At 59.6% G+C, this 13,292-nt stretch carries 12 protein-coding genes; 7 read left to right on the top strand and 5 right to left on the bottom strand.

Annotated elements, in window-relative coordinates:
- Window positions 1-10: 10 nt before the first annotated feature.
- Complete coding sequence (locus V4T21_RS05220; RefSeq protein WP_332714080.1) at window positions 11-1,150, bottom strand: pyridoxal phosphate-dependent aminotransferase; 1,140 nt, start codon at window positions 1,148-1,150, stop codon at window positions 11-13.
- Between the two features lie 236 nt (window positions 1,151-1,386).
- On the opposite strand from V4T21_RS05220, the gene V4T21_RS05215 reads away from it, so the two are divergent.
- The 5 genes from V4T21_RS05215 to aat all read left to right on the top strand — a co-directional run bounded on the left by V4T21_RS05215 (window position 1,387) and on the right by aat (window position 5,417).
- Window positions 1,387-2,253, top strand: coding sequence for a DsbA family protein (locus V4T21_RS05215; protein ID WP_332714077.1), 867 nt, complete (start codon window positions 1,387-1,389; stop codon window positions 2,251-2,253).
- Between the two features lie 159 nt (window positions 2,254-2,412).
- The gene (gene aroQ / locus V4T21_RS05210; protein ID WP_332714074.1) at window positions 2,413-2,850 is read left to right on the top strand and encodes a type II 3-dehydroquinate dehydratase; all 438 of its coding nucleotides are present in this window, start codon (window positions 2,413-2,415) and stop codon (window positions 2,848-2,850) included.
- Window positions 2,851-2,888: 38 nt separating this feature from the next.
- Complete coding sequence (gene accB, locus V4T21_RS05205; RefSeq protein ID WP_332714071.1) at window positions 2,889-3,377, top strand: acetyl-CoA carboxylase biotin carboxyl carrier protein; 489 nt, start codon at window positions 2,889-2,891, stop codon at window positions 3,375-3,377.
- 9 nt (window positions 3,378-3,386) lie between these two features.
- Window positions 3,387-4,733: an acetyl-CoA carboxylase biotin carboxylase subunit gene (gene accC, locus V4T21_RS05200; RefSeq protein WP_332714068.1), complete on the top strand. Its 1,347-nt coding sequence runs from the start codon at window positions 3,387-3,389 to the stop codon at window positions 4,731-4,733.
- Window positions 4,734-4,772: 39 nt separating this feature from the next.
- Entirely contained in the window at window positions 4,773-5,417 is a 645-nt protein-coding gene (gene aat, locus V4T21_RS05195; protein WP_332714065.1) for a leucyl/phenylalanyl-tRNA--protein transferase, read from the top strand.
- On the opposite strand, the gene V4T21_RS05190 is transcribed toward aat, so the two are convergent.
- From V4T21_RS05190 to V4T21_RS05175, 4 genes are all read right to left on the bottom strand, one after another.
- Entirely contained in the window at window positions 5,401-5,898 is a 498-nt protein-coding gene (locus V4T21_RS05190) for a GyrI-like domain-containing protein (RefSeq protein WP_332714062.1), read from the bottom strand. The genes aat and V4T21_RS05190 overlap by 17 nt on opposite strands.
- A gap of 90 nt (window positions 5,899-5,988) precedes the next feature.
- The gene (locus V4T21_RS05185; protein WP_332714059.1) at window positions 5,989-6,369 is read right to left on the bottom strand and encodes a hypothetical protein; all 381 of its coding nucleotides are present in this window, start codon (window positions 6,367-6,369) and stop codon (window positions 5,989-5,991) included.
- Between the two features lie 8 nt (window positions 6,370-6,377).
- Complete coding sequence (locus V4T21_RS05180) at window positions 6,378-6,761, bottom strand: DUF2155 domain-containing protein (protein ID WP_332715039.1); 384 nt, start codon at window positions 6,759-6,761, stop codon at window positions 6,378-6,380.
- Between the two features lie 50 nt (window positions 6,762-6,811).
- A complete protein-coding gene (locus tag V4T21_RS05175) occupies window positions 6,812-7,147 on the bottom strand; it encodes an NADH:ubiquinone oxidoreductase subunit NDUFA12 (RefSeq protein WP_440589637.1) in 336 nt (111 codons plus the stop codon).
- Between the two features lie 601 nt (window positions 7,148-7,748).
- Between V4T21_RS05175 and V4T21_RS05170 the strand changes: the two genes are divergently transcribed.
- A complete protein-coding gene (locus V4T21_RS05170; protein ID WP_332714053.1) occupies window positions 7,749-11,435 on the top strand; it encodes a vitamin B12-dependent ribonucleotide reductase in 3,687 nt (1,228 codons plus the stop codon).
- 277 nt (window positions 11,436-11,712) lie between these two features.
- Entirely contained in the window at window positions 11,713-13,242 is a 1,530-nt protein-coding gene (locus V4T21_RS05165; RefSeq protein WP_332714050.1) for an adenylate/guanylate cyclase domain-containing protein, read from the top strand.
- Window positions 13,243-13,292: the final 50 nt, after the last annotated feature.

The raw sequence follows: 13,292 nt of genomic DNA, 5'->3' as shown, positions 1-13,292 counted from the left end.
GCCATCCGGTCTATGGGTGAAGAAACTCGCCCATCCGCGCCAGCGCCGTCTCGATTGAGGCTCGGGTGCCCGCATAGGAAAACCGCACATATTTGTGCCCGTCGGTGCGATCGAAATCCTGCCCCGGCGTTGCGGCGACGCCGGCCTGCTCCAGCAGGCGATTGCAGAAATCCATTGTGTCGTTGGTAAAGGCGGATGCGTCGACATAAGCGTAAAACGCCCCGTCGGTCGGTTTGGTCAACCCAAACCCCAGCGCCCCCAGCCCTTCTGAAAGCACCATGCGGTTTTCCGCATATTGATCGCGCCGCGCATCATATTCCTCCCGAGCATCCAGCGCGGCCAACGCGGCGCATTGGGAAACGCTAGACGCTGAAATGAACAGGCTTTGCGCCATCATTTCAGCGCGCCGGATCAAATCCTCAGGCAGAACCAGCCAGCCTATGCGCCAACCGGTCATGCAGTAATATTTGGAGAAGCTGTTGACGATCACATGATCCTGGCTGAACTCGAGCGCGCTCGTGTCCGAACCCACATAATTGAGCCCGTGATAGATTTCGTCGGAAATGAACCGCACGCCCAACCGGTCGCAGGTTTCGATAATCGCCTGGAGCTCTTCGCGCTCCAGCACGGCGCCCGTCGGATTTGCCGGGCTGGCCACCAGCAGGCCTTCGAACGGACTGCGCTGATGCGCCGCCTCGATATCGGCAGCCGTCAGCCGCCAACCATTGGCCGGCGATACCGGAATTTCAACGGTCGCCAGATTGAGGGACGCAAGAATATTGAGATAAGCGGGATAGCCGGGCCGCGTCACCGCGATCCGCTGCCCCGGCGCGAAACCCGCCAGAAAGGTCAGGATGAACCCGCTCGACGAACCAGTGGTCACAACGATCCGCTCGGGTGAAACGGCCACCCCGTGCCGCTCTTGATAATAGAGGCCAAGCCGCTCGCGTAGCGCCAGCATCCCCTTGGCGGCAGTGTAACCCATGGGCCTTTCAAGGCATTGCCGCACAGCTTCGAGCGCTGGTTGGGCAGGCTTGCCGCCGGGCTCTCCGATTTCGAGATGGCACACCTCTTTCCCCTCCGCCTCAAGCGCCTGCCCTCGGGCCATGAGCTCCAGGGCATAAAAGGGACGAATCAGATTGGCATTCATTTCGAAATCCGTAGTGTCTGGCGAGAAGCGTGAGAGGGACAAGACTATACCCCGTTTTTAAAATAGCGCAAGTTGCTCGAATATCGTTCTTTCATTTTCGCCATTAAGAGCATTTCATACTTAAAACTATTAATTTAATAGCAATTAATTCCCTATGACACCCAGCCGCAACGGCGCGTCTGGCATCGCTTCCTCGCTTACGCTAAACCCCATTCAAGCGCGATACGGAGTTCGACATGCAGAAAGCGATAAATCTCGGCCTTGCCGCGGCAGTTGTCATTCTTGGCGCGGGCCTTGCCGTCAGTCTCGCGACGCGGCCCGAGCCCGGACTAACCGCTGCCCAGGTCGAGCGCCTCATCGCCGACGCCACCTCTACTCCGACCCCCGCGTCCACCGACACCGCCGCCGATATCGATATTGCCTCTCTCGGCCCGGCGATCGAAGAATACCTTATCGCCAATCCCCGCCTGCTCGAGCGCATGTCGGCGGAGCTCGAATCCGAGATGCGCGCCGAAGAGACCGAGCGCGCCCGCATCGCGCTCGACGCCATGCATGACGAAATCTACAACGATCCGGACAATATCGTTCTCGGCAACCCCGAAGGCGACGTCACGCTGGTGGAAATGTTCGACTACAATTGCGGCTATTGCCGTCAGGTCGTTGCAGACGTCATGTCGCTGGTCGAGGAAGACCCCAATTTGCGCGTGATCCTCAAGGAATTCCCCATCCTGTCCCAGGGCTCGGTCGATGCGGCCCGCGTCGGCGTTCTCGTCAACGATGCCGGCGTCGACTATCAGGCCTTCCACACCGCCCTTTATTCGTCGCGCGGCGCCGTCGATAGCGAAACCGCTCTGGCCGCAGCCGAAGAACTCGGCCTCTCCCGGGTCTCGCTCGAACTCGATATGAACACCCAGAACGTATCGAACGCGTTGCAACGCACATATGCCATCGCCCAAGCGTTGGGCATCACCGGCACGCCCACTTTCATCATCGGAAACGAAGTGATCCCGGGGGCAGTCCCCAAGGAACAGCTCGTCCAGCGCATCGAAAACATGCGCGCCTGCGGCGCCGCCACCTGCCCCGCGGAACCGCAGGAAGGCTAGAGGCGCTTCCAGGGCCTTGGGAAACGCCCTTCCCTTTGCCTTTTCGGTGCATTTCGTATAACGCGAGCTTGCACCGCCCCTCCCGCTGGCTCAAAACCTCAAAAAAGGCGCCTTCTGCCTGCATTTGGGCCAGAGCGAGCGCGATACGACGAAGGAATCATGGCAAAGCGCGTACTGATCCTGAACGGACCGAACCTCAACCTGCTGGGCACGCGGGAAAAATCGATCTATGGCGGCGAAACGCTCGCCGATATCGAGGCCCTGTGCCGCACGACGTGCGAGGAACGCGGCATGAGCTGCGATTTCCGCCAGTCCAATCATGAGGGCGAGCTCGTGGACTGGATTCAATCGGCACGCAAGACAGCCGATGCAATCGTCATCAATCCCGCCGCCTATTCCCACACCTCGGTCGCGATCCACGATGCGCTGCGCACGTTCGATAAGCCGATCGTCGAAGTGCATCTTTCAAACATTCACCAGCGTGAAGCCTTCCGTCACCATTCGTATGTATCTTCGGTGGCAACTGGCGTCATTTGCGGCCTGGGTTCCAGAGGTTATACACTGGCCCTCCTGGCCGTGGCCGAAATCCTGAATTGAATTAAGACCCCGCGCGGGTCTGTGGAGACACGATAACAATGGCAAAGATCTCGCAGGTCGATCAGGACCTCATCCGCACCATCGCTGAACTGGTCAACGAAGCCAATCTGGCCGAAATCGAATTGGAGCAGGATGATTTCCGCATCCGCGTGACCCGCACCTTCGCCAAGGAAGTGGTTCAGGTCGCCGCCCCGGCTTATGGCGCTCCGGCGCCGGCTGCCCCTGCCGCACCCGCTCACGCGCCGGTGGCGACACCTGCCGCCGCTCCCGCCCCGGAAGATCTTGCCTCCAACCCCAACACCCTCACTTCCCCGATGGTCGGCACCGCCTATCTCGCACCCGAACCGGGCGCCAAGCCCTTTGTGGAAATTGGCGCGAAGGTCACCGAAGGCCAGACGGTGCTCATCATCGAAGCCATGAAGACCATGAACCAGATTCCGGCCCACAAATCGGGCACGGTAACCCGCGTTCTGGTCGATGACGCATCGCCGGTCGAATACGGCGAACCCCTCGTCGTCATCGAATAAGGCCAGGCCATGTTCTCCAAGGTCCTCATAGCCAATCGCGGCGAAATCGCCCTGCGCATCCTGCGCGCCTGCAAGGAACTGGGCATCCAGACCGTGGCCATCCATTCGCAGGCCGACGCCGATGCCATGCACGTGCGCTTGGCTGACGAAAGCGTCTGCGTTGGCCCCAACGCCGCGCGCGACAGCTATCTCAACATCCCCTCGATCCTTGCGGCCTGCGAGATCACCGGCGCCGAAGCCGTTCACCCCGGCTATGGGTTCCTTTCGGAAAACGCCCGCTTCGCCCGCATCCTCTCCGAGCACAAGATCGCCTTCATCGGCCCCTCCGCCCATCACATCGAAATCATGGGCGACAAGATCCAGGCCAAAAAGACCGCGCTCGAACTCGGCATCCCCTGCGTTCCCGGCTCCGCCGGCGCGGTGACCACCGAGGCCGAGGCGAAGCAGACCGCCGCCGAAATCGGCTATCCCGTTCTGATCAAGGCCGCTTCAGGCGGTGGCGGCAAGGGCATGAAGGTCGCCAAGACCGAAGGCGAACTCGGCATCGCCTTGTCGACGGCGCGGCGTGAAGCCAAGGCCAATTTCGGCGACGATTCCGTCTATCTGGAAAAATATCTCGAAAAGCCGCGTCACATCGAAGTACAGGTGATCGGCGACGGCCAGGGCAACGCCGTCCATTTGGGCACGCGCGATTGCTCGCTCCAGCGCCGGCACCAGAAGGTCTGGGAAGAAGCCGCCGCACCTACAGTTCCGATGAACGAGCAACAGGAAATCGGCGAAATCTGCGCCGCCGCCATGCGCAAGCTCAAATATTCGGGCGCCGGCACCATCGAATTCCTGTACGAGAACGGCGAGTTCTATTTCATCGAAATGAACACCCGCCTCCAGGTGGAGCATCCGGTCACCGAGCGCATCACAAATTTCGACATCGTCTATGAGCAAATCCGCGTCGCCGCCGGCGAAAAGCTTTCGCTCACCCAAGACGACGTGAACTTTCACGGCCACGCCATCGAAGTGCGCATCAACGCCGAGGACCCGCAGACCTTCGCGCCTTCTCCCGGCCGGATCACCTATTATCACCCTGCCGGCGGGGTGGGCGTCCGCGTCGATTCGGCGGTCTATCAGGGCTACAACATCCCGCCTTATTACGACAGCCTGATCGGCAAGCTCATCGTCCACGGCCGCACGCGCCCCGAATGTCTGCAGCGCCTGAAGCGCGCGCTGGACGAATTCATCGTCGATGGCGTCAAGACCACGCTGCCGCTGTTCCGTCGCCTCATCAACGAGCCCGATATCCAATCGGGCAATTACGACATCCACTGGCTCGAAAAATATCTCGAGACCAACAAGCAGTAGGAAGGGCGGCCGGATCGGCCGCCTTTTTCATCTGGGCCGATGACACGCAAGAACGATCCTTTCGACGTCGAACTTACTGCTGAATTGATCTTGCGTGCCTACCGCGCCGGCATTTTCCCCATGTCGGAAAGCGCCGACGATCCCGACATCTTTTGGGTCAGCCCGCAAATGCGGGGCATCATCCCGCTCGACGGATTCAAAATCTCGAAGAGTCTGGCCAAGACATTACGCAGGCACTCCTATTCAGTCGTCGTGGATCGCGATTTCGACGCGATCATCGAGGGCTGCGCAACGGCCGGCTCGGACCGGGAAACGACATGGATCAATCCCGTCATCCGCGGTCTCTACAGCGAACTGTTCGCCATGGGCTATTGCCACACCGTCGAAGTCTATGATGGCGATGCGTTGATCGGTGGCCTTTATGGCCTCGCCATAGGCGGCGCCTTTTTCGGCGAGTCCATGTTCCATCGCCGCACCGACGCATCCAAGATCGCGCTCGCCCATCTGATCGAGCGGCTCAACGCCGGTGGCTATGTCCTGCTCGATACCCAGTTCATAACCGATCACCTCGTTTCCCTCGGCGCCATCGAAATCCCCCGCGCCATCTATGAGGTGAGACTTTCGGCGGCGCTTGAAATCGAAGGGGATTTCTACACTTGGGATCGACTCAATCGACCAGCTTGAACGCCAGGGTAGTCACCCATTTCTCCGGATCGGGTTCGCGGCTGGGATCGGTCTCGTAGATCTCCAGACGACAGGCGAAATGATCCCCGTCCCGCTGCTCCTGCATATCGAACCGCTCCCCGATCAGCCGCACCCAGCCGATCAACACTGCCGTCACCTGCTCCAGATCGTCGAACCCGCCATGCCATTCCAGCGTCACATACCGCCCGGCAGGCAGCACACCGAACCTGACGCCCACTCCCGCCTCACCGCCCTGCGCGACCGGCACGCCGGCTTCCACATCGAGCGTGTTCTCCATGTCGATGCGGCGATAATTGTAAAAAGGTGCGGCAATCGGTTCGATGCCCTGCCCCGCGAGATAGCCGAACAGCTTGGGAAACCCCTGATCGGCGGGCGTCTTCATCTCATCCATGCGCACCGTATAGGTGACATAGGCATAAGCCTGTTCGGGTCGATCGATGATTTTGGGCAATGTCAGCATGAAAACCCTCCTCCAATGGACGCCACACGGCGTTGACTCAAGGACGAAACGCATACGCTCGCGCCGACAATCGAGAACGATTTTTAGCCTTCACCTAGCGCCGGCGCGACGCTCTTTCGTCTGCTGGGCCACGATAAACCCACGTCCCCCTGCAAGCCGTTCGGCATTGGGCTTGGCAGGGTCCACCACCCGCCAGAACGGCACGGCCTTGGGATCGCCCATGGCAACCGCCGAATGAGCGATGATCGCAATGACCTTCAAATGCCGCCGTGTCGTTATCGGGCACGTTATGTCCGTGCCGTATTCGCGCGCCAATTCCTCGCGAATTTCATCAAGTTCGCGCAACTGCCCGGCCGGAACCCGCGCAATCTTGTCGCTCAGCATGTCGACGGTGGGAAACAGCACGCTCTGTGGCTCCATCACGCCGTTGACCGAATGCATGCGCTGGGTGATCTCGGCAGATTGGCTCATCGCACTCTCTATCGCTGGTCCGGCGGCGGCACGTCGGAGGTTTGCCGGCAATCGACGAGCCAGACGTCGTAAACCGCGTTGTCGACAGCGTTTAGAGCTGGCGAGTCGGCGAACATCCACCCCGAAAACACCCGCTCTACGGTCGCTCGCAGCGAAACCTCGTCCACTTGCACGAACGCCGTCACGCTTTGGGCCTGGCTGGTCGGGCGCGAATAGCACACCTTCGGCGTGAGCTGGAGCGAGCCGAACTGCACAGTCTCATCGATATAGACATCGAAAACGGTAATCCGTCCGGTAATCTTGTCCAGCCCGTTAAAGACGGCGACGGGATTGCTGATCAATTGCCCATAAGCCGGCAGCGCACCCGCTACAAAACCCGTAGCGACCACCAAAACCGCGCAGAAATTGCTGAAGCGCTGATAGCCCACCGGGCCGAACCGCCCTACTCCGGCGACCAGGCGTCGTAATCGCCCGTCACGCGCGGCCGTGCCTGATTGTGGAGGATCGACCCATCCGGACGATAGGCCATGGCCGTGCCCGTCAGATTGGGCTCATGCGGCTTTTCCCAATCGCGCGGCGCATAATCGCTCTGGGACGGCGGAACGTCGGTGCGGTAATGCATCCACCCGTGCCAGCCCGCCGGAATGGCCGAGGCTTCCGCCGGGCCGTTATAGATGACCCAGCGCCGGCCATCCTTCTTGCCTTGGTAATAGACGTTCCCCAACTCGTCTTCGCCAACCCTGACGCCGCGCAGCGCAGTAAAGAGCCGGGTCGACATCGTCTGACCGTGCCACCAGCCGAAAATCTCGAAGATGAACTGCTTAAAGCCGCCTTGTGCCACGTCGGGTGCCTTCGTGCCGTAATGATTGCTTGGCGTTTATCACAAGCTTGGGGTCGCGCCTAGGCCACGAGAGAGTGACAAACGCCCTTCCATCCACACAAGATGTTGTGCCCAATGTTCAGCCAACAAAAATCCGAACCGGTACTCAAAAAAAGCCGCTTGACACCGCTTCGGCGAGTCTGGTGCCTGCTCGCACCACCCCAGAGAGCCAGATTCTTCCGGCACTTACACCCGTCAGCCGACAGGAAACTTCATTAACCCTCCTCCAAACCGGGTTTGTGACACCTTCATTAACCTGGTGCAGTTTTTTGCACGTTTTCCTCGCTATCCACACTGAAAACCACTATATTTAGCTCCTGACCATTTCTTAGGCACAAGGGATAGTCGATTTGGCACGATTGACGGTTCACGCGAGAATCGAAAACAGTCGCTTTCAACGGACCGATTCCGTGTCCGATCAAATCGACATTGTCGGGAACGACAAAATGCCTGCAGGGGCAGTCAGCCAGTGGGCAGACCTTAGTTTGGGGATAGACGAATGCAGATAGAACGGCGCTTCACAACGGCGGGCCAGTCCGCCTACGAAGGCATCGAATTCCGGTCGGCCACCAGCGAGATCCGCAACCCTGACGGGTCTGTGGTTTTCAAGCTCGAAGATATCGCCGTGCCCGCGCAGTGGAGCCAGGTCGCAGCCGACATCATCGCGCAGAAATATTTCCGCAAGGCCGGCGTGGCCAAGGCGCTCAAGAAGGTCGAGGAGAACGACGTTCCCTCCTGGCTGTGGCGTTCGGTTCCCGACGAAAAGGCCCTCGCCAAGCTGCCCGAAGGCGAGCGCTATGGCTCGGAAATGGATTCGCGCCAGGTCTTCGATCGCCTGGCCGGTACATGGACCTATTGGGGCTGGAAGGGCGGCTATTTCACATCCGAGGATGACGCCCGCACCTTTTATGACGAGCTGTGCTACATGCTCGCTACCCAGCGCGTCGCCCCCAATTCCCCCCAATGGTTCAACACAGGCCTGCACTGGGCCTATGGCATCGACGGCCCCGGCCAGGGCCATTTCTACGTCGACCCGTTCACCCACAAGCTCGTCCAGTCCAAATCGGCCTACGAGCACCCCCAGCCGCACGCCTGCTTCATCCAGTCCGTCGATGACGACCTCGTCAACGAAAACGGCATCATGGACCTCTGGGTGCGCGAAGCGCGCCTGTTCAAGTACGGCTCGGGCACCGGCACCAATTTCTCGGCCCTGCGCGGCTCGGGCGAAAAGCTCTCGGGCGGCGGCAAGTCCTCGGGCCTCATGAGCTTCCTCAAGATCGGCGACCGCGCTGCCGGCGCCATCAAGTCGGGCGGCACCACCCGTCGTGCCGCCAAGATGGTCGTGATCGACATCGATCACCCCGATATCGAGGAATACATCAACTGGAAGGTCAAGGAAGAGCAGAAGGTAGCCGCCCTCGTCACCGGCTCCAAGACCGTTTCCAAGCATCTCAAGCTGATCATGAAGGCGGCCGTCAATTGCGACGGTCACGGCGATGATTGCTTCGATCCCAACAAAAACCCTGCCCTCAAGCGCGAAGTCAAAGCCGCCAAGAAGGCTCTGGTCCCGGAAAACTACATCTTCCGCGTCATCCAGTTCGCCAAGCAGGGCTATACCGATATCGACTTCCCGATCTACGACACCGATTGGGACAGCGAAGCCTATCTCACCGTCTCGGGCCAGAATTCCAACAACTCGGTGCGTGTCACCGACGATTTCCTGCGCGCCGTTGAGGACGATGGCGAGTGGAACCTGACCGCCCGCCAGACCGGCAAGGTCACCAAGACTTTGAAGGCCCGCGAACTGTGGGAACAGGTCGGCTATGCCGCCTGGGCCTCGGCCGACCCCGGCATCCAGTACCACACCACCATCAACGAGTGGCACACCTCCCCCGAGGCCGGCCCGATCAACGCGTCGAACCCGTGCTCGGAATACATGTTCCTTGATGACACGGCCTGTAACCTCGCCTCGATCAACCTGCTGCCCTATCGCGGCAAGGATGGCGTCTTCAACACCGCCGATTACGAGCACACCGTCCGCCTCTGGACGCTGGTTCTCGAAGTCTCGGTGATGATGGCCCAGTTCCCCTCGCGCGCCATCGCCGAGCGGAGCTACCTCTACCGCACCCTGGGCTTGGGCTATGCCAATATCGGTGGCCTGCTGATGACCTCGGGCATCCCCTATGACAGCGACGAAGGCCGCGCCATCGCCGGTGCGCTCACGGCCATCATGACCGGTGTCTCCTACGCCACCTCGGCCGAGATCGCCTCCGAGCTGGGTGCCTTCAAGGACTACAAGCGCAACGCCAAGCACATGCTGCGCGTCATCCGCAACCATCGCAACGCCGCCTATGGCAAGGCCGATGGCTATGAGGGCCTCTCGATCACCCCGGTTCCCCTCGACCACGCTGCAGTGACCGACAAGAACCTCGTCGCCCGCGCCACCGCCGCTTGGGATGCAGCGCTCGAGCTGGGTGAAAAACACGGCTACCGCAACGCCCAGGTCTCGGTCATCGCCCCCACCGGCACCATCGGCCTGGTGATGGATTGCGACACCACCGGCATCGAACCGGACTTCGCACTGGTCAAGTTCAAGAAGCTGGCCGGCGGCGGCTACTTCAAGATCATCAACCGCGCCGTTCCGCAGGCCCTGCGTACGCTGGGCTATTCGGAAGACCAGATCGCCGAGATCGAAGCTTATGCCGTGGGCCATGGCAACATGAACCAGGCCCCCGGCATTAACCCGGCAACGCTCGCGACCAAGGGCTTCCCCGAAGACAAGATCGACGCGCTCAACGCCGCCATGAAGTCGGCCTTCGACATCAAGTTCGTCTTCAACCAGTGGACGCTTGGCGCTGATTTCCTTAAGGAACTCGGCGTTACCGACGAGCAGCTTTCCGATCCCACCTTCGAGCTTCTGCCGTTCCTGGGCTTTGGCAAGAAGGAGATCGAAGCCGCCAATATCCACGTCTGCGGTGCCATGACCCTCGAAGGCGCGCCTTTCCTGAAAGACGAGCACCTGCCCGTCTTCGATTGCGCCACGCCCTGCGGCAAGATCGGCAAGCGCTACCTCTCGGTGGAATCCCACATCCGCATGATGGCCGCGGCTCAGCCCTTCATCACGGGCGCGATCTCGAAAACCATCAACATGCCCAACGACGCCACCGTCGAGGACGCCAAGGAAGCGTACATGCTCTCCTGGAAGCTGGCTCTCAAGGCCAACGCGCTCTATCGTGATGGCTCCAAGCTCAGCCAGCCGCTCAACTCCTCACTCCTTGCCGATGAGGACGACGAAGAGGACGAGGTCGCCGAAATCGCCGCCCTCCCCGCTGCCGAGCGCATCCCGGCCGTCACCGAGCGGATCGTTGAAAAGATCGTCGCCCAGGGCCGCGAAAAGATGCCCGACCGCCGCAAGGGTTACACCCAGAAGGCGATCGTGGGTGGCCACAAGGTCTATATCCACACCGGCGAGTACGGCGACGGCCGCTTGGGCGAAATCTTCATCGACATGCACAAAGAAGGCGCCGCCTTCCGCGCCATGATGAACAATTTCGCCATCGCGATCTCGATTGGCCTGCAATATGGCGTGCCGCTCGACGAGTTCGTTGAGGCTTTCACCTTCACCCGCTTCGAGCCCGCCGGTCTCGTCATGGGCAATGACCACATCAAGAACGCGACCTCGATCCTCGACTACGTGTTCCGCGAGTTGGCCATTTCCTATCTCGACAGGACCGATCTGGCCCACGTCACCCCTGATGGCGGCGCAACCACCATCGGCAAGGGCGTTTCGGAAGACAACGCCGTCAAGGACCGTTCGGCTCCTGCCCCGGTCTCCGCCGACACTTTCGTCTCGCGGGGCATGACCCGTGGCCGGGTCAAGGACAAGACCCTGATGTTGGTCGCCTCCTCGGACTACAAGCAGCCCAACCCGGTCCAGGCCATCCAGGCCCAGACGGTGACAGCGCTCAAGCAGGGCACGGCCCTAAAGACCGATCCCGAGGCTGAAGCCGCGGCGATCAAGCTCGTCGATGAAGTCCAGGCCAAAGACACCACCACCCTTCGCCTCGAAGCCCAGATGAAAGGCTATGTCGGCGAATCGTGCTCGGAGTGCCAAAACTTCACGCTGGTTCGAAACGGCACCTGCCTGAAATGCGACACCTGCGGCAGCACGACGGGATGCAGCTAAACCGCTGAATTTGCAGTGGTGTGCCTTTCCGCACTGTTTTCCCATTAATCCAGGGTGTTTTCCCATTTGGGGCGGCATAGTTTCCTCATCGTGAGGCACAAATTCGGATGGGCCCGGCTTCCGGGCCCTGATGACCCGGACGATAAAAGCGGCACATGAATTCTCATAATTTTCGGCGGGGGAACCCGCCGAAAATGACAAACGGAACATTCCGCGAACCCAGAAGGAATATCGACACACAGGTAGATCGCGGATCAAATGAGACCGAGGTAGCGAAATGGGTAATTGGAAATACGACCGGGCAAAAAAGGCCATCGACAAACGCATCGAAGACGTCAGTGACGTGGTGATCGTCGATTACACGCGTGACATGTCGCTGGATTCGATCCCGACGAACAAAGCTTACCGCATGGATGCCGTGCATCTATATGCTGACATCACCAACCTCGATGATATTCTCGAGAATACGGGCCATGAAGGCGAGCGTTGCCACAAGCGGACCCTACGCTTCTTGAATCAACACTACCGAGCAGCTGACCGGATTTTGTCGCGCTGCAACGCGAGACGAGTGGACTTTCACAATCAGCGGCTCCATTCCGTCATCTCCAAGCCCTATGGGGAGGATTCGGAGACGGATCGGATCAATAGGGCTGTGGCCATTGCTCAGTTGATAATTGATGTTCTCGCTGAAACGGGAAATGACGACAAAAGCATACCAAATGCTCAGGTGAGGGTTGGCATCGACACCGGCCGGGCATTGGTGGTTAACAACGGACGCAGCGGAAACAGAGAACCACTGTTTCTCGGCAAGCCAGCGAACTGCGCAGCCAAGTTTGCCTCGAGTGGCGGAGGAGTTGGAATCTACCTGACCAATGATGCTCGACGCGCTATTGGGCTTGAGGAACTGGCAGAAGACAAGGACCGAACAACGAAATTGACACGTGCGGAGGTAGAACAGTGTCAGTCCGACGCCGACCTGGGTGTCACAAAAGAGACAATCGTCCAGGAATGGCGGGACGATCTCGAAAAGCACCCTATCGGCAAGTTCGAGTTCACGCGTTCCACGCCGCCGCTGAAGAATCTCGACATTTTGGCGTTATCCCCGTCGAATTCGCGGCGGATGGAATTGGTCTCAGTGTATGCCGACATCGACGAATTCACACAGTATGTGGATGATCACATCGACGATGATCCCGAGGATGTGGTGCGTTGCTTACATGTTATTCGGTCGGAGCTGGATCGTGTAATTTCTTCTGACTTTGATGGTCGTCGCATTCGGTTTGTCGGCGACTGCATTCATGGTCTGCTGCTGGAAGGAACATCGCAAACGACCGACGGAGAGAAAACGATCTCGACGGCCACGCTTTGTGCTGGCGCCCTACGCAGTAGCTTCAATTTGGCGTTGGAGCGCCTCGAAGCAAATGGGGTAGATATCGATGACCTGGGCCTCGCGATCGGCTTCGACTTTGGTCCGACGCCCATTTCTCGGCTGGGTATGCGCGGCGACAAGGTCCGCTGTTCCATCAGCAGAGGTGTTCTCAGTTCGGAGGACGAGCAGAAGCGGTGCAACGGCAACCAGACTGCAATTGGTGAAACGGCCTACGACGAAGGAACTTCAGCAGTAAGGAGCCTATTTGGTGCCGGGCGACGACTTTCAAACCTAACATACGACATCGCGTTGGACTCCCTCATCGCCGATGGCGACAAAACTGCGAAAGCGGCAGCTTCGACCGCGTTCATTACTTCAAGTCCGGCAATGGCCAAGGCTGTAGAGGAACCCTTTCGTCCGTATTCGAAGGATGCCTAGGCCGTAAACTCATAAACGGGTGACAGTGGTGGCTTGATTTGATTCAAGGC

The sequence above is a fragment of the Pelagibacterium mangrovi genome, assembly GCF_036662815.1.
Classification (GTDB): domain Bacteria; phylum Pseudomonadota; class Alphaproteobacteria; order Rhizobiales; family Devosiaceae; genus Pelagibacterium; species Pelagibacterium mangrovi.
The sequence above is the reverse complement of the archived record's forward strand: the minus strand, read 5'-3'. Positions and strand labels throughout refer to the sequence as shown.

Bases quoted from the DNA above. Each gene is read 5' to 3' on its own strand.
- V4T21_RS05220 (WP_332714080.1), bottom strand. From the start codon at position 1,150: ATGAATGCCAATCTGATTCGTCCCTTTTATGCCCTGGAGCTCATGGCC.
- V4T21_RS05215 (WP_332714077.1), top strand. From the start codon at position 1,387: ATGCAGAAAGCGATAAATCTCGGCCTTGCCGCGGCAGTTGTCATTCTT.
- aroQ (WP_332714074.1), top strand. From the start codon at position 2,413: ATGGCAAAGCGCGTACTGATCCTGAACGGACCGAACCTCAACCTGCTG.
- accB (WP_332714071.1), top strand. From the start codon at position 2,889: ATGGCAAAGATCTCGCAGGTCGATCAGGACCTCATCCGCACCATCGCT.
- accC (WP_332714068.1), top strand. From the start codon at position 3,387: ATGTTCTCCAAGGTCCTCATAGCCAATCGCGGCGAAATCGCCCTGCGC.
- aat (WP_332714065.1), top strand. From the start codon at position 4,773: ATGACACGCAAGAACGATCCTTTCGACGTCGAACTTACTGCTGAATTG.
- V4T21_RS05190 (WP_332714062.1), bottom strand. From the start codon at position 5,898: ATGCTGACATTGCCCAAAATCATCGATCGACCCGAACAGGCTTATGCC.
- V4T21_RS05185 (WP_332714059.1), bottom strand. From the start codon at position 6,369: ATGAGCCAATCTGCCGAGATCACCCAGCGCATGCATTCGGTCAACGGC.
- V4T21_RS05175 (WP_440589637.1), bottom strand. From the start codon at position 7,147: ATGTCGACCCGGCTCTTTACTGCGCTGCGCGGCGTCAGGGTTGGCGAA.
- V4T21_RS05170 (WP_332714053.1), top strand. From the start codon at position 7,749: ATGCAGATAGAACGGCGCTTCACAACGGCGGGCCAGTCCGCCTACGAA.
- V4T21_RS05165 (WP_332714050.1), top strand. From the start codon at position 11,713: ATGGGTAATTGGAAATACGACCGGGCAAAAAAGGCCATCGACAAACGC.